Source organism: Amycolatopsis sp. CA-211722 (assembly GCF_056828465.1).
Window position 1 is genome coordinate 340,586 of record NZ_CP184752.1, and the last position, 15,053, is coordinate 355,638.

Annotated in this window: 12 protein-coding genes; 5 read left to right on the forward strand and 7 right to left on the reverse strand. The window is 68.7% G+C overall.

Translation table 11 applies throughout. The annotated features are described in order from the left end of the window. Positions 1 to 18 precede the first annotated feature (18 nt). Entirely contained in the window at positions 19 to 678 is a 660-nt protein-coding gene (locus ACOCEP_RS01610; RefSeq protein WP_482335400.1) for a hypothetical protein, read from the forward strand. 61 nt (positions 679 to 739) lie between these two features. Here the strand turns inward: ACOCEP_RS01610 and ACOCEP_RS01615 are convergent, their stop codons facing one another. Further along, complete coding sequence (locus ACOCEP_RS01615) at positions 740 to 1,654, reverse strand: RCC1 domain-containing protein (RefSeq protein ID WP_482335401.1); 915 nt, start codon at positions 1,652 to 1,654, stop codon at positions 740 to 742. Between the two features lie 366 nt (positions 1,655 to 2,020). On the opposite strand from ACOCEP_RS01615, the gene ACOCEP_RS01620 reads away from it, so the two are divergent. The 3 genes from ACOCEP_RS01620 to ACOCEP_RS01630 all read left to right on the forward strand — a co-directional run bounded on the left by ACOCEP_RS01620 (position 2,021) and on the right by ACOCEP_RS01630 (position 4,725). Continuing rightward, positions 2,021 to 2,626: a DUF6801 domain-containing protein gene (locus ACOCEP_RS01620; protein WP_482335402.1), complete on the forward strand. Its 606-nt coding sequence runs from the start codon at positions 2,021 to 2,023 to the stop codon at positions 2,624 to 2,626. Positions 2,627 to 2,696: 70 nt separating this feature from the next. Then, positions 2,697 to 3,317 carry a DUF6801 domain-containing protein gene (locus tag ACOCEP_RS01625; protein WP_482335403.1) on the forward strand — a complete coding sequence of 207 codons (621 nt, stop codon included), beginning with the start codon at positions 2,697 to 2,699 and terminating at the stop codon, positions 3,315 to 3,317. 31 nt (positions 3,318 to 3,348) lie between these two features. Then, positions 3,349 to 4,725 carry a DUF6801 domain-containing protein gene (locus ACOCEP_RS01630; RefSeq protein WP_482335404.1) on the forward strand — a complete coding sequence of 459 codons (1,377 nt, stop codon included), beginning with the start codon at positions 3,349 to 3,351 and terminating at the stop codon, positions 4,723 to 4,725. A gap of 73 nt (positions 4,726 to 4,798) precedes the next feature. Here the strand turns inward: ACOCEP_RS01630 and ACOCEP_RS01635 are convergent, their stop codons facing one another. The 5 genes from ACOCEP_RS01635 to ACOCEP_RS01655 all read right to left on the reverse strand — a co-directional run bounded on the left by ACOCEP_RS01635 (position 4,799) and on the right by ACOCEP_RS01655 (position 12,764). After that, complete coding sequence (locus tag ACOCEP_RS01635; protein ID WP_482335405.1) at positions 4,799 to 6,070, reverse strand: PucR family transcriptional regulator; 1,272 nt, start codon at positions 6,068 to 6,070, stop codon at positions 4,799 to 4,801. Positions 6,071 to 6,290: 220 nt separating this feature from the next. Next, positions 6,291 to 7,085, reverse strand: a complete 795-nt coding sequence (locus ACOCEP_RS01640) for an arginase family protein (protein ID WP_482335406.1) — start codon at positions 7,083 to 7,085, stop codon at positions 6,291 to 6,293. 83 nt (positions 7,086 to 7,168) lie between these two features. After that, positions 7,169 to 10,546 carry a pyruvate carboxylase gene (locus tag ACOCEP_RS01645; protein WP_482335407.1) on the reverse strand — a complete coding sequence of 1,126 codons (3,378 nt, stop codon included), beginning with the start codon at positions 10,544 to 10,546 and terminating at the stop codon, positions 7,169 to 7,171. 88 nt (positions 10,547 to 10,634) lie between these two features. Continuing rightward, complete coding sequence (locus tag ACOCEP_RS01650; RefSeq protein WP_482339532.1) at positions 10,635 to 11,534, reverse strand: S8 family peptidase; 900 nt, start codon at positions 11,532 to 11,534, stop codon at positions 10,635 to 10,637. A 69-nt stretch (positions 11,535 to 11,603) separates the two neighbouring features. Continuing rightward, positions 11,604 to 12,764, reverse strand: a complete 1,161-nt coding sequence (locus ACOCEP_RS01655; protein WP_482335408.1) for an erythromycin esterase family protein — start codon at positions 12,762 to 12,764, stop codon at positions 11,604 to 11,606. A gap of 31 nt (positions 12,765 to 12,795) precedes the next feature. Here ACOCEP_RS01655 and ACOCEP_RS01660 point away from each other — a divergent pair, with 31 nt between their 5' ends. Next, positions 12,796 to 13,404 carry a TetR/AcrR family transcriptional regulator gene (locus tag ACOCEP_RS01660; protein ID WP_482335409.1) on the forward strand — a complete coding sequence of 203 codons (609 nt, stop codon included), beginning with the start codon at positions 12,796 to 12,798 and terminating at the stop codon, positions 13,402 to 13,404. Positions 13,405 to 13,626: 222 nt separating this feature from the next. Here ACOCEP_RS01660 and ACOCEP_RS01665 read toward each other — a convergent pair whose 3' ends face one another. Beyond that, complete coding sequence (locus ACOCEP_RS01665; RefSeq protein WP_482335410.1) at positions 13,627 to 14,880, reverse strand: HNH endonuclease signature motif containing protein; 1,254 nt, start codon at positions 14,878 to 14,880, stop codon at positions 13,627 to 13,629. Positions 14,881 to 15,053: the final 173 nt, after the last annotated feature.

The window sequence follows — 15,053 nt, forward strand, 5'->3', positions numbered from 1 at the left end:
GAGAAAACGAGGAGAAACATGTTCGGTCGAACGCGCCCTGAAACAGCCCGTCGCCGTCTCGGCACGGTCGTCGCACTCACCTCCGCGCTCGCCATGGCCGGCAGCCTCGCGGCGACCCCGGCGCTGGCGGACGATCCGGTGGAGATCCCGGTGTCCTACACCGTCACCGGAACGACCACGGTGAAGAAGACCGGCGGCAGCCTCGCTCTCGGCCCCGGCCAGCTCAACGGCGCCCTGGTCATCGACGGTGACAACGTCGGCATCCGCGGCGATCTCGCCCTGCCGCCCTCGACGGCGAACATCTCGCTGGTCTCGGGGGTCTTCAAGATCAAGGCCCGCGTGCGGATCGAGCCGACCGGCCCGGTCACCGGCACGCTCGCCAACGGCGACCTGACCACCCGCTCGCAGGCGAACATGCTGATCGACAACATCGTGGTCGGCCTGTTCTGGCCGGTCATCCCGCTCCCGACGGTGCCGAATGCCTGCAAGACCGTGAAACCGCTGGACCTGACCCTGGTGTCGAAGAACGTCGACCTGTTCGCGCCGACCATCCCGTCTTCGGGGACGTTCACCATCCCCGAGTTCAAGGACTGCTTCATCAACGACCTCGCGCTGGGGGCGTTGATCTCCGGTCCCGACAACACGATCAACCTGAGCATGAAGTCGAACCTGTCCTGACCCCGTCGCGCCTCGTGAGTGGTAAGGACGGTTAGAACCGTCCTTACCACTCACGAGACCGTCAGCAGAAGTACGGCGCCGTCGGGTCGACCAAGGCGACGCCGGTGCTGTCACCAGCGGAAACAGCGTAAACCGGGGCACAGACACCGGAGAACTTCCACATGTCCATCGGCGGCTCCGAGCTGGTGTCCCGGCTCTCCGCCTTCACGTTGCTGCCCCAGGCGAAGACGCTCCCGTCGGCCTTCAGCGCGACGTTGTGGTTGAAGCCCGCGTCGATGGAGACCACGCCGGACTGCGCTTCCGGCGGAACCGTGGCCTGGCCGTAGAAGTCGTCACCCCAGGCGATGACGCCACCGTTCTTCAGCGCGATGCTGTGCCGGAACCCGGCCGAGATCGCCGACACCCCGGACGTGGCCGCCGCGGGCACGGTGATCTGCCCCTTCCCGTTGCTGCCCCACCCGATCACGCCGCCGTTCTTGAGCGCGAGCCCGTGGTCGCCGCCCGCCGAGATCGCGGTGACCCCGGACGAAACCGAGGCGGGGACGGCGGTCCGCGAACCCCAGCTCAGCACGCTGCCGTTCGTCTTGAGTGCCAGGTTGAAGTAGGCGCTGGTGGAGATCGCCGTGACCCCCGACGTCGCGGCGGCCGGTACCACGTTCTGGCCGTAGAAACCGTTGCCCCACGCGAGAACACCGCCGTTCTTCAGCGCGAGTTCGTGCGCCCAGCCGGCGGCGATCGCCGAGACGCCGGACGTGGCCGCCGCCGGGACCGACAACTGGCCGTAACTGTCGTTCCCCCAGGCGATCACCCCGCCGTCCTTGAGCGCGAGATGGGTGATCGCGCCCGCGGAAACCGCGCTGGCGCCGAGCGCCGCGGCCGGTATGGTCCCCTGCCCGTAGTCGTTGCTCCCCCAAGGCCGCGCTTCGCCGGTCTGCGCGGCGCTCGCCGTACCGCAAAGGGAAACCGTCGCGATCATTACGGTAATCGCGACGCCCGCTACCCGTCGTGATCGGATTCGTCGATTCTCGGAAGACATGCGCCGAATGTTAACCCGGATCCGCCGATCGACCCCTTCTTTGTCACCGCCGGACAAACTTCATAATCGCATTCAGCGCCCGCTGACAAGAAAGAACGGGCGTCTCACCCACTTCGAAACATGTCGACATGAATCCTTGTTACGTACATAACTCGCGGGTAACCTCGGTTTACCCCACCACCGAGAAAGCCGCTCGAGTCGAGCATATTTGATCAGAAAAATCCGCCGAAAGGCGCATGGGGAAAGCCGCCCGAGACGTAAACTGGATCAAAGGAGATGACAGGTATGTCCCGTAGACTTGGCAAGTTGTCAGCCGGCGTCGCCACCACCGGCATCGTGCTCGGCGCCGTCGCCGTGCTCACCGCCGGCACGGCCGCCGCCGCGACCACCTACGCCACCGGCACCGTCGCCTACATGTGCAACTTCCCCGGCATCGGCCAGCAGCAGCTGGACGTGAAGGCGAACTTCACCGGACCGGACTCGGTCGCCGCCGGCGGCACCTTCACCCCGGCGTCCGTCGGGGGCTCCGCAACCATCAACGCCACCATCAACGCGCTGCTCAACGCCGCCAACTACGACGGCGTGCGCGGCAAGGCGAACATGCCGGTCACGGTCACCAATGCCTCCCCGGCCTCGGCGACGGTGACGAACCTGGACGTTCCGACGCAGATCAACCCGTACGTGCCGGGGCCGCGGACGTTCAACATCGTCCAGGACGCGGGCACCGGCGTCCCGACCTTCACGGCCGGCACGCCGGGTTCGGCGACCGCCTCGCTCGGCACCACGATCAACGCACCGCTGGACTTCCACAAGAAGGACGGCACCTGGACGACGTGGAACTTCAACTGCACGGTGAAGAACACCAACCCGGCGCAGAACCGCGCGTTCAGCCCGGCGATCCCGGTCACCTGATGAACCACCCGTGCGGGGCGGGGACGCCCGCCCCGCACGGTCTCCACCACACGACGCGAAGGGAAACCCCATGGGACGGCAGGTTCGCCGGGCGGGCGCGGTCTCTGCCGTCGTGATCGGCGCGGTCTCGCTGCTCACGGCCGCACCAGCCGCGGCCGGAACAACCTTCGCCACGGGGGCGGTCACGTACATGTGCGGCTTCCCGTCGATCGGCCAGCAGCCGCTCGACGTCAGGATGACCTTCACCGGCCCCGATTCGGTGCCGGCCGGTGGCGCGATCTCCCCGGGCGGAATCGCCGGGAGCCTCGTGTTCAACGCCATGCTCAACGCCGTGACGTTCAACGCCAGCAACCGGGACGGTATCCGCGGCACGATCACCACCTCGCTGACCGGGACGAACACCACGCCGGCCTCGGCGGAGGTGACGCGGCTGAGGATTCCCGAACAGATCGCGCCGTACGTCCCGGGGCCGCGCACCGTCCTTTTCGAACAGGACACGAGCACCGTCGTCCCCACCTTCGCGGCGGGCACACCCGGCCAAGCGGCCATCGGGCTCGGGACCACGTTCCGTATCGACGGCGCCCTGCACCAGAAGGACGGGACGTGGAGTCCCTGGATCTTCAACTGCACGGTGAAGAACACCAACCCGGCGCAGAACCGCGCGTTCAGCCCGGCGATCCCCATCACGTGACGCACCAGCGCGAGGCAGGAGAGGAACACCCATGACACAGCGGGTTCGCCGGGCACTCGGGAGGTTTCCCGTTCTGGCGGGCGTGATCCTGCTCGTGGGGGTGAGCGGCACACTGTCCTCTTCGGCCGCGACCGATCCGGCCGCACCCACGCCGGAACCTCTGGAAGGCGCCACGTCCGCGCACCAGAGTCTCGCGAACACCTGTGTCTTCCCGGATCCGGCCGGGGAGCGACCGGTCACCATGGACGTCCAGGCGACGCTGCCGAAGGTCGTCCAGACCGGGAAGCCCGTACAGGTCAAGGACTTCTCGCTGACCTTCACGATCGGCGAAGGCTCGCTCGGCGCCGTCACCGAGATCGCGGGCGGTGCGACCGTCGAGCTCACGGCCGCGAACGGGGACAAGAAGACACCGGTTCCGGTGACACTGACGATCCCGGCGACGAAAGTGCCGGCGACCGGTGAACTGAAGCTGGTCGCGACAGGCACCGTCCCCGCCATCGTGCTGAACGTGCCATCCGAACTGCGACTGAGCACGGGTGCGCCGTCGCTCGCGCTGACCGCCGCCGAGACGCCGCTCAAACCGATCACCTGCGTCCAGGTACCGGACCAGAAGACGATGCTCGGCAGTGTCGCGCTGCTGCCCCTCGGGAAGCCCGAACCGCCGACCGGCAAACCCGGTGAGCCGAAGAAGCCCGGGGCCGGCGCGCGGACCGCGGACGATGTCCACGCCAGTGGTCTCTACCCCATCGCGTTGCAGCCGTTCGAACTGCAGGGCACGTCGTCGATCACGAAACTCGGCGCCTTCGCCCGGTTGAAGCCCGCGTTCATGGTCAACGCGGTGTGGCACGTCGACCTGGAGAACACCGAAGGCCCGGGCAAGATCACCGGCTCCGTCATGATGCCGCCGAGCACGATCACCTTCCTCGGTTTCGGCTTCGTCCCGATCACCGCGACCATGGAACTGCTGCCGGAGGACTACGCGACCGGCAATCACATCATCGACGTCGACGGCGTTTCGATCCCGGAACCGGAGGGCAGCTCGACCGTCCTCACCCCGCTCAAGGTCTACGGGAAACTGAGCGGTGTCACCATCAACGGGGTCGGCCTCGACGTCGGCGACAACTGCCTCACCGCCGAGCCGATCAAGATCAATCTCCGCGGGGAGAAGTACGGGATGTTCACCGGTGGCGTCGTGCGTACCGATCCGAAGTGGACGGATCCGGCCTATCGGGACTTCACGCTGCCCCCGTTCTCGGGCTGCGGCGTGAAGGAGGATCTCGACTCGCTGTTGAGCGGGATGGCGTCGGGGCCGGGAAACCAGGCTTGTGTCGGGGTCAACCAGGTCGGGTTGCCCTGGGACCTGGAGCGCAAATGCCCGAACGTCGATCCGCCGGTGGCGCGCCGCTGACGAGTGTCATGAAAGGGCCGTTCAGGACATTTTTCGTCCTGAACGGCCCTTTCATGACATCCAGCGGTGCTCGCTAAGACCCGCTCGGCGTCCACTGTGGACTCTTGCGCGGCGCCGGAAGCACCTCCGGCAAAGCGTAACCGGCGGGCGCGGCACCGGCCCGCAGCGCGAGCTCCATCTCGAACCGCGCCCCCGGATCGCGCAGGTGCTCGCCGAAGGTCGCCTGCAGCTGCCGCATGCGGTAGCGCACGGTCTGTGGATGCACCTGGAGACGCTCGGCGATGTCGACGACGTTGCCCTGGCTGTCGAGCCACGCGCGGAGGGTTTCGAGCAGCCGCTCCCGCTGTTTCCCGGTCATCTCCGCGAGCGGGGCGAACAGCCGGTCGCGCAGCTGGCAGGTCAGCGCGGCGTCGGCGTTCACGAGCAGGGTGGCGAGGTGCTCTTCGGCGCGGATCACCCGGCGGGCCTGGATGATGCCGCGTTCGGACAGGTGCAGGGCCTCGCGCGCCCAGCGGAGGGAATCGGCGACGGAGTCCAGCGGGCGGCACGGGCCGATCGAGAGCCGATAGTCCGGCAGCGCGGCCTGCAGGGTGGCCAGGCGGGCGACGGAGATCTCGCCGGGGACGAGCACACGCGGCTCAGCGCAGTCGAGTTCGGCGAGCACGTCCGAATCCACGGCGTTGTGCCGCCGGGGTCTGACGGTCTCGCCGATCGGGTGCAGCACCACCGGCGTCGCGCGCTCGGGCACCGTCCAGCCGGTCAGCTGCGCGAGTTCCGCGATCGCCTTCGACGGCGCGGGCGGCGTCTCCAGCACCAGGTGCAGCAGTTTGCGGCGCCACGTGTCCAGCGCGCCGGCGGTGCGCGCCTTCGCTTCGAGGTACCCGTCCAGCGCGACGGACGCGAGTTCGTCCATGAACGCGAGCATCGCGTCGGCCAGTTGTGACATCACCGCGGACGAGAGACCGCTGCGACGGCCGACCCGCATGATGCGCCGCCACGAAACCCGGGCGCCGACCCGGTACGCCGACTGGAGGGTGTCGAGACTGCGTCCTTCCCGCATCTCGTTCTGCCCGAGCCGGTGGTGGACCTCGTGCGACTGTTCCTTGGAGACGCTCGGATCCGCGATCTGGGCGACGAACAACGTGATCGCGTACTCGACGCCCGCGCGGATCGATTTGCCGTAGGGCCCGTCGAGCGGGCGCGCGTACGCGGGGATGGTCGCCCGGATCTCGTCGACGATCTCGTTGGCGAGACTGCCGAGCTCCGGTCGCAAAATGTCGGCGAGTTTGCGGGGAAGTACCGCGGGAGGCTGCGCAGCGTGTTCGATTCCGCGCTCCACCGACATCGCAGCTCCTTTGCTCCGCCCAGCGTCCCGACATCCCACGATCGTCGTGGGGTGACAACGAACACATCGCGGAGTCGCTCGTAAATGTGTCACCTCTCGCAGAAGAAACCGATTTCTTGTCACCATCGTGACAAAATCACGGGTCACCCCTGAATTTTGATGACAAGTGCCCGGCAAACGCCTCGCGCGGTACGTACGAACGGCCGATGAACACGGAGCGTCACTGCTTTCCGGTGAGCAATTCCCCGAGTACCTCGAGCACGGGCTCCAGCACGCGGACCTCGGTGCCGGCGCATTCGGTGATCCCCGCACCGACGACCTCGAACCCGCTCAGCCCGCGAAGCATCGCCACCAGGCGCTCGATCGTCAAGCCGCCGGGCTCCGGATAGTTCAGCCCGTCGAACTCCGCCGGGTCGAGTACGTCGAGATCGAGATGGACGTACACCTTGTCCGCACCGGCCAGCCCGGCGGCGACGTCGGCCGTCTCGACGACGAGACCACGATCGGCCGCGGCCCGCTCGGCGTCGTCGAAGGCCCTCGTTCCCGCGAGGACGACCCGTCCGGGTTCGACCGGCGGGTTCGCGGCGAACTCCGGATCGCCCTCGCCGAGCAGCGACCGCAGCACCATGCCGTGGAACGCGCCCGACGGCGACGTCTCGGCGGTGTTGAGGTCGGAATGCGCGTCGAACCAGGCGACGCCGAGCCCCGGCCCGAAGCGGTAGCGCGCGACGCCGATCGGGATCAGCTCGACACCGCAGTCACCGCCGATGGTGAGCACCGGCCCGCCCGGCGCCTCCAGCGCGGCGAGCTGCGCGGCCCGGTTCGCGCCGGTGAGCACCGCGCGGTTGGCGATGCCGTCGACCACGGGCGACGTCTCCCGGGTCTGCCGGATGTGGTGCACCGGCACGCCCAGCACGTGACCCGCGAGCTCGGCGAGCGCGACGCAGCCTTCGGGCAACTCCGGCGCGCGTTCGGTCAGGGCGCCTTGGAACTGGGGTACGGCGTTGATCAGCACCGGTCCACGTTAGCGACGGCCGCAAGCGCGTGAAGGCCCCCTTCCCTCGGCTGAGCCGAGGGAAGGGGGCCTTCACGCGCAAATCACTCCAGGACGAGCAGCAGGTCCCCGCCTTCCACCTGCTGGACGGCGTTGATCGCGCGCCGCGACACCTTGCCGCCGGTCGCCGCGGTGATCGACGCCTCCATCTTCATCGCCTCGATGGTCGCGACCGTGGCCCCGGCCTCGACCTCGTCGCCCTCGGACACCTGCAGCGTGACCACCCCCGCGAACGGCGCGGCGATCTGCTTCGGGTCGCCCTTGTCGGCCTTTTCCGTCGCCGGGATGTCGGACGCGATCGCGGTGTCGCGGACCTGGATCGGGCGCAGCTGGCCGTTGAGCGTGGACATCACCGTGCGCAGGCCGCGTTCGTCGGCCTCGCCGATGGCCTCCAGCTCGATCAGCAGCCGGACACCCTGTTCCAGGTCGACCGAGTACTCCTCGCCCGGCCGCAGGCCGTAGAAGAAGTCCTTGGACGGCAGGACGGAAGTGTCGCCGTACTGCTCGCGGTGCGCCTCGAAGTCCTTCGTGGGCCCGGGGAACAGCAGCCGGTTCAGCGTCGCGCGCCGGTTCTCGGCGAGCCCCTTGTGGTCCTCTTCGGACAGTTCCTGCACCGGCTTCGGCTTCGCCCGGCCTTCGAGGGCCTTGGTGCGGAACGGCTCCGGCCAGCCGCCGGGCGGGTCACCCAGTTCGCCGCGCAGGAAGCCGATCACCGAGTCGGGGATGTCGAACTTGTTCGGCTCCGCCTCGAAATCCGACGGCGAGACACCCGCGCCGACGAGGTGCAGCGCGAGGTCACCGACCACTTTGGACGAAGGCGTGACCTTGACCAGATGCCCGAGGATCTTGTCCGCGGCCGCGTACATCGCCTCGATGTCCTCGAACCGCTCGCCGAGACCGAGTGAGATCGCCTGCGTGCGCAGGTTCGACAGCTGCCCGCCCGGGATCTCGTGGTGGTACACCCGCCCGGTCGGCGAGGAGAGCCCCGCCTCGAACGGCGCGTAGATCTTGCGCACGCTCTCCCAGTAGGGCTCCAGGTCACCGATCGCCTGCAGGTCCAGCCCGGTCGGCCGGTCCGAGTGGTCGGTGGCCGCGACGAGCGCGGACAGCGACGGCTGCGACGTCGTGCCGGCCATGGACGCGACGGCACCGTCGACGGCGTCCGCCCCGGCCTGGATCGCGGCGAGGTACGTCGCCAGCTGCCCACCCGCGGTGTCGTGCGTGTGGATGTGCACCGGAAGGTCGAACTCCTTGCGCAGCGCGGAAACCAGCCGCACCGCCGCCGGCGCCCGCAGCAGGCCCGCCATGTCCTTGATGGCCAGGACGTGCGCCCCCGCGCCGACGATCTGCTCCGCCAGCTTGAGGTAGTAGTCCAGCGTGTACAGCTTCTCCGACGGGTCCGACAGATCCGAGGTGTAGCAGAGCGCGACCTCGGCGACGGCGGACCCGGTCTCGCGGACGGCCTCGATCGCCGGGCGCATCTGCTCGACGTCGTTGAGCGCGTCGAAGATCCGGAAGATGTCGATCCCGGTCGCCGTCGCCTCCTCGACGAAGGCGTGGGTCACCTCGGTGGGATACGGCGTGTAGCCGACGGTGTTGCGGCCGCGCAGCAGCATCTGCAGGCAGATGTTCGGCACCGCTTCCCGCAGCTTCGCCAGCCGCTCCCACGGGTCCTCGGCGAGGAAACGCAGCGCGACGTCGTAGGTCGCGCCGCCCCAGCACTCCAGCGAAAGCAGCTGCGGCGTGGTCCGGGCGACGACCGGCGCGACGGCGAGCAGATCCTTCGTCCGCACGCGGGTGGCGAGCAGCGACTGGTGCGCGTCACGGAAGGTGGTGTCGGTGACGCCGATGGTCGGCGACTCCCGCAGCCAGCGGGCGAAACCGTCCGGGCCGAGTTCGGTGAGCTTCTGCTTCGAACCGGGCGCCGGCTCGAGCCCCTTGGGCAGCTTCGGCAGCTTGACCTGCGGGTCGAGGGTGCGCGGACGCTCGCCGTGCGGTTTGTTGACCGTCTTGTCGGCGAGGTAGGTCAGCAGCCTGGTCCCGCGGTCGGCCGAATGCCGCGCGGTGAGCAGATGCGGGCGGTCTTCGATGAACGACGTCGTGACGCGGCCTTCGCGGAAGTCCGGGTCGTCGAGGACTGCCTGCAGGAACGGGATGTTCGTGGCCACCCCGCGGATCCGGAACTCGGCGACGGCGCGCCTCGCGCGGCCGACGGCGGTCTTGAAGTCGCGGCCGCGGCAGCTGAGCTTCACCAGCAGCGAGTCGAAGTGCGCGCTGATCTCGGTGCCGGCGAACGCCGTCCCGCCGTCGAGGCGGATACCGGAGCCACCGGGCGAGCGGTACGCGCTGATCATCCCGGTGTCCGGACGGAAGCCGTTGGCGGGATCCTCGGTGGTGATGCGGCACTGCAGGGCGGCCCCGCGCAGGTACACCTTGTCCTGCGACAGCCCCAGGTCGTCGAGTGTCTCGCCGGAGGCGATGCGCAGCTGCGACTGGACGAGGTCGACGTCGGTGACCTCCTCGGTCACCGTGTGCTCGACCTGGATGCGCGGGTTCATCTCGATGAAGACGTGGTTGCCGTCCCGGTCGAGCAGGAACTCGACGGTGCCGGCGTTGCGGTAGCCGATCTGGCGGGCGAACTTCACCGCGTCGGCGCAGATCCGGTCCCGCAGTTCGGACGGCAGGTTCGGTGCCGGGGCCAGCTCGACGACCTTCTGGTGCCGCCGCTGGACCGAGCAGTCGCGCTCGTAGAGGTGGATCACGTTGCCCTCGCCGTCGGCGAGGATCTGGACCTCGATGTGGCGCGGCTCGACGACGGCCTTCTCGATGAACACCGTCGGGTCGCCGAAGGCCGATTCGGCCTCGCGCGCGGCGGCCTCGATGGACTCGCGCAGCTGCGCCGGGTCCTGGACGCGGCGCATACCGCGCCCGCCACCGCCGGCGACGGCCTTCACGAAGACCGGGAAGCCGATCTCCTCGGCGGCGGCGATCAGCGCGTCGACGTCGGAGGACGGTTCGGAAGAACCCAGCACCGGCACCCCGGCCTCGCGCGCGGCCTTGACCGCGCGGGCCTTGTTGCCGGTCAGTTCGAGGATGTCCGCGCTCGGTCCGACGAAGGTGATGCCTTCGTCCTCGCACGCGCGCGCGAGGTCCGGGTTCTCGGAGAGGAAGCCGTAGCCGGGGTAAACGGCGTCCGCCCCCGCCTTCTTGGCGGCCGCCACGATTTCCTCGACCGACAGATAGGCCCGCACCGGGTGACCGGGTTCGCCGATCTCGTAGGCCTCGTCGGCCTTCAGCCGGTGGAGCGAATTGCGGTCTTCGTGCGGGAACACAGCCACCGTGCCCGCGCCGAGCTCGAATCCGGCGCGGAACGCGCGGATGGCGATCTCACCCCGGTTGGCGACCAGTACCTTGCGGAACATGCCGGTCCTTCCCATCATCGGATCGGTAGGTGAGGCACGTTACCCGTTCGGTCCCGCAGGGCGGGAGTTGTTGCCCAGGTGATGGACATCATCCCTGGCTGAGTTGCGCTCCGGGACTCTGCAGCAACCTGTTCGCGGTGCCCTCGTGGACCCCGGTCAGCACGTCGACCGAAGCGAGGTCGACGAGGGCTTTCGCGACGTCCGGTGCCGAGGCGTCCGGGTGCAGGGCCCGGTACAGCGCGGCGACCCCGGCGACGTGCGCGGCGGCCGAAGACGTGCCGCTGAGCACCCGGCCGCCGTTGCCCCCGGCGTTGGGTCCCGGCACGTCGACGCCGGGGGCGAACAGGTCGACGACCTCGCCGTAGTTCGACGTCGACCCGACCTGGTCGCTGGCGTCGGTCGAGCCGACGGTGAGCGCTTCGGTGACCCGGCCGGGTGAGAACTTGCCCGCGTCGGTGGCCTCGCCGCCCGCCGGGAGGGCGACCGGGACGACCGCGGCGAGCGCGCGGACGGCGGCGTCCAGCTGGTCGTTGGCCGTGCCGCCGATACCGAGGACGGCGACGGCGGGCTGCTGTGCGTTCTGCGTCACCCAGTCGATACCCGCGATGATCTTGTCGGTCGCGCCGCCGCCCTGCGCGTCGATCACCCGGACCGGGACGATCTGCGCGGCCTTCGCGACACCGAAGGTCCTCGACGCGGCGACACCGGCCAGGTACGTGCCGTGACCGTTGGTGTCGGCGGTGTCCGTGCCGCCGTTCAGGAAGTCCTTGCCGGGTTTGACGCGGCCGCCGAAGTCCGGATGCGCCGCGTCGACCCCGCTGTCGATCACGTAGACCGTGACGTCCTTGGCGTCGGTCTCGTAGTGGTAGAGCTGATCGAGGCCCGTTCGCTGGTCGATCCGGTCCAGCCCCCAGTTCGGCGGGTTCTGCTGGACTTCCGTCGCGGAGGCGGGCGGCGCCACCAGCACCAGGAGCGCCAGCGCGGCCATGATCCGTACCAGTCGAATGATCATGCCTTGGCTCTACGCCTGTACCCCGGGGGCGGCAACCCCGGAGTGTCACCCGTTCGACTGGTCTTGGCCGATGTGACCGCTGACCGTCGACCGGGGGAAGCAGACCAGCGCGTCGAAGGCGTGCACGACGTCGACGGGGTTGAACAGGTGCGCGTGCCGGATGCTCTGGGGTCCCGCGGTTCCCCGCCGCGCGCGGAGATCCATCAGCCCAGGGCCTTCGGCTTCGACGCTGCCGTCCGCGGGTGCTTCGAGCTCTTGGCGGTACACGGAGAATCCGAGCCGCGCGGCCGGATCAGGCTTGAGCCCGGTGGTCTCGCCCTCGGCGGCGGTGAGCGCCAGCGCGAAATAGTCGTCGCCGAATTCGGCGGCCAGATGCGTGCCCGCCGACGGTGAGGTGAGGCCGGGGAACGGCGAGAACGGGACGCGCTGGAGGTGTCCGTTGTGGAGCATCACGACGATCTTCGTGTCGTCGCCGTGCAGCCGCCGGATCAGCCGGACGGTCTCGGCCATGTACGCGTCGCGCGAACCGCTCTGCAGGGCGGGCGCGTCGCCGGACATCATCGCGGCGACCTCGGCGAGGTACGCGTCGAGGCGGAGCGCGCCTTCGACGTGGTGCTCCGCGGCCGCGGTGTCCCCGTAGACGGGACGCAGCGAGGTCAGGTGCGTCTTGAGCCTGGTGAGCGCGGCGGTCGCCTTGTCTTTCGCGGCCGTGTCGAGGGCGGCGTACTTGGCGGGCGCCTCCGCGCTGCTGACCGACGAGTATCCCTCGGTCGCCTCGATGGCCGCGTCGACGAGGGCCGGCGCTTTCGGGTCCACAGTGGACAGATAGGCGCGGACCGCGTCGAGCGACGGCACCGGCGAGCCCGCGGAACCCGGTACGTCGAGACCGTAGTAGCGAACGTCGCCTCGTTCGCGGAGCCACGTCAGCATTTCGTGCGCCTCGGGCGACTCCCCGAGCGAGAACGTGAAGCCGTCGCGCCCGATGTCGGCGACGTCGCCCGGGCCGCCGTTCAGCCAGTCTTCGACGAGCTTCCCCTCGGCGAAGCCGGATTCGAAGCCCACGACCCGGAAGCCGTGCTGCTCGACGAGATGCTGGAGCAAACGATTGCGCAGGTCGCCGAACTCGTGGATGTGGTGGTTGTTCTCTCCGATGGCGACGATCCTGGCGTCCCCGATGAGTTCGGCGATCTTCGCTGGGTCTGACATACTGGCCACACTAACGCAACAGGAGTAGCAATTGGCAACCTCCGGTACCCAGCGACCCGGCGGGCGGACCGAGCGCACGCGCCAGGCCGTCCTGCACGCCACCCTCGACCTGCTGGCCGAACGCGGGTTCGGCGAACTGACCGTGGACGCGGTCGCCGAACGGTCCGGGGTGCACAAGACCACGGTGTACCGGCGCTGGTCCTCGCCGGACGGCCTCGTCGCCGCCGCGCTGCAGATGGGCGCGGAGGACGACTGGACCGCACCCGACACCGGGTCGCTCGAAGACGATCTGTACGAAGTGGCGGCGGAGGTCGTGCGGTACTTCACCGAGCCCGCGCTGAAGGAACTGCCGACGGCGTCGGTACTGGCGGCGTTTCAGTCGCCGCAAGCCGCGGAGGCGCTGCACGACTTCTACGCCGACCGGCACGTGCGCATGGCGCCGATCGCGGAGCGGGCAGTCGCGCGGGACGAGATCCCGGCCGGCACGGACGGGGACGAGCTCGTGCGGGCGGTGTGCGGGCCGATCTTCTATCGGCTGTTCCTGTCGCGGGAAAGCGTCACGGTGACGGAGGCGCGGGTGACCGCGCGGGCGGTGGCCGTCGCGGCGCGGGAGGGTGCTTTCGTGCGGCCGCGCGTTTAGTCCTCTCGATGCGAGACCGCGCGTGATCGGTCCGGTGGCGCGGGCATCAAGAGCCTTCTGCGATGCAGTCCTGAACGCCCTTCCCCGGGCATGACGGCCCCTTCCTGGCACCTGGGCACAGAAGGGGCCTTTACGTACTCCGAGGGGACGAGATCCCACTGTTCGTCCGCCGGGCATGCCGAAGGGCCCGTCGACGGCGTGGCCGACGGGCTCCTCGGGGATTCAGACGTGGTGCAGGGTGTTGCGGCGGGGTTGTCGGAGCGGGTCTCGGTATTGGGGTGGGATGAACTCCGGTAACCCATCAGCGGCCATCCGGACTTCCCAGTCACCATGGTGAATCAGCCGGTGATGAAAACCGCACAACAGCACCAAATTCCGGAGGTCCGTCGGCCCGCCGTCTACCCAGTGCTCAATATGATGAGCGTGGCAATTCTTGGGTTTCCGATGGCAGCCCGGGAACGCACAGCCACCGTCGCGGATGTTGAGTGCTCGGCGTTGGCCGGGGGTGACAAACCGTCTCAGCCGTCCCACGTCCAAGGGTTCTCCGGCGGCGCTCATGACGACCGGGAGCATCAGGCAGTCGCAGGCGGCTAGCCGGGCTTCGCGGGCGGTCATCGTTCCGACGAAGTCGAGGCAGGCGGTGCCGAGGCCGGATTTGAGCTCCTCGAGCCCGATGGTGACGTGGACGAGGGTCCGGTAGCCGCTGGTGCCCGGTTGGTCCGGGCAGGCGATCGCCATGTCCAGGAGATCGACCCACGCGTCGCCCATGCGTTCGCACTTCATCCGCAGGTCCGCTTGGCCGAACTCGTCGACCGGCCGTGGCTGGGCATACGCCTCCAACGCGGCCGCCGTGCGGGCACCGGTCTCGTCATCGAGCAGACCGGTCAGCCTCCAGAACCCGTCCCTGCGCCGCTCCAAGGTGATCTCCCGGCGCGGTTCCTTCGGCTCGGGATCCTTCGGTTCTTTGCCGTCGGGGTCGAGCCAGCCCAGCAGCTTCGCCTCAGCGTCGGCGAGCTGCCGGGGACCGGCGTTCGGCGCAAGCTCGGCGAGGATCTGTTCCGCGGTCGCCCGATCCTCAACAGAAGTATCGGCCGGGAGCCTTTTCAAGATCTCCAGGATCTGATCGATCCGTTCATCCCCGACCAAGCCCTCGGCGGCGGCCGCGGCAGTGGCGGGAGCAACGGCAGGGACCTCGGTCCCGTCCAAGGCCCGGGTGGGATTCAGGGCGATCGCGCGTTTCACCACCGCGCCCGCCTCGCCCCGCGACAGCCCGGCCAGCTCCGCGAACCAGCTCGCCGTGCTGCCATGCCCGTACAGGTCTTTGACGCCCCGAGACTCGATCTCCGCCAGAAACTGCCCCAAACCGGCAGTAGCCATCCGAATCACCTGCAAGAACTGCTGCACGCCATGAGCAAGCTCCAGCTTGCCGGCGCGCCACAGTTCCTGCGGCAACTCGGGGAGAAAGGTCTCGGACACTCCTCGATAATACCGCAAACAATCGAACAAGTGTTCGTAATTTTAAGCAACCGCGAAAAGCGTGGAACAACACTGAAGGGTGATCGACTCCGAAGGCGCCGCTACACCCCGAAGCCCCGGCGCAGAGAAGTTGCTGACAGTTTTACCGTCAGCGCCAAGCACTTTCCCGGCCA

Excerpts from the sequence above, each read along its gene's own strand:
- ACOCEP_RS01615 (WP_482335401.1), bottom strand. The coding sequence starts at position 1,654 with ATGATCGCGACGGTTTCCCTTTGCGGTACGGCGAGCGCCGCGCAGACC.
- ACOCEP_RS01635 (WP_482335405.1), bottom strand. The coding sequence starts at position 6,070 with ATGTCGGTGGAGCGCGGAATCGAACACGCTGCGCAGCCTCCCGCGGTA.
- ACOCEP_RS01625 (WP_482335403.1), top strand. The coding sequence starts at position 2,697 with ATGGGACGGCAGGTTCGCCGGGCGGGCGCGGTCTCTGCCGTCGTGATC.
- ACOCEP_RS01655 (WP_482335408.1), bottom strand. The coding sequence starts at position 12,764 with ATGTCAGACCCAGCGAAGATCGCCGAACTCATCGGGGACGCCAGGATC.
- ACOCEP_RS01610 (WP_482335400.1), top strand. The coding sequence starts at position 19 with ATGTTCGGTCGAACGCGCCCTGAAACAGCCCGTCGCCGTCTCGGCACG.
- ACOCEP_RS01650 (WP_482339532.1), bottom strand. The coding sequence starts at position 11,534 with ATGGCCGCGCTGGCGCTCCTGGTGCTGGTGGCGCCGCCCGCCTCCGCG.
- ACOCEP_RS01645 (WP_482335407.1), bottom strand. The coding sequence starts at position 10,546 with ATGTTCCGCAAGGTACTGGTCGCCAACCGGGGTGAGATCGCCATCCGC.
- ACOCEP_RS01630 (WP_482335404.1), top strand. The coding sequence starts at position 3,349 with ATGACACAGCGGGTTCGCCGGGCACTCGGGAGGTTTCCCGTTCTGGCG.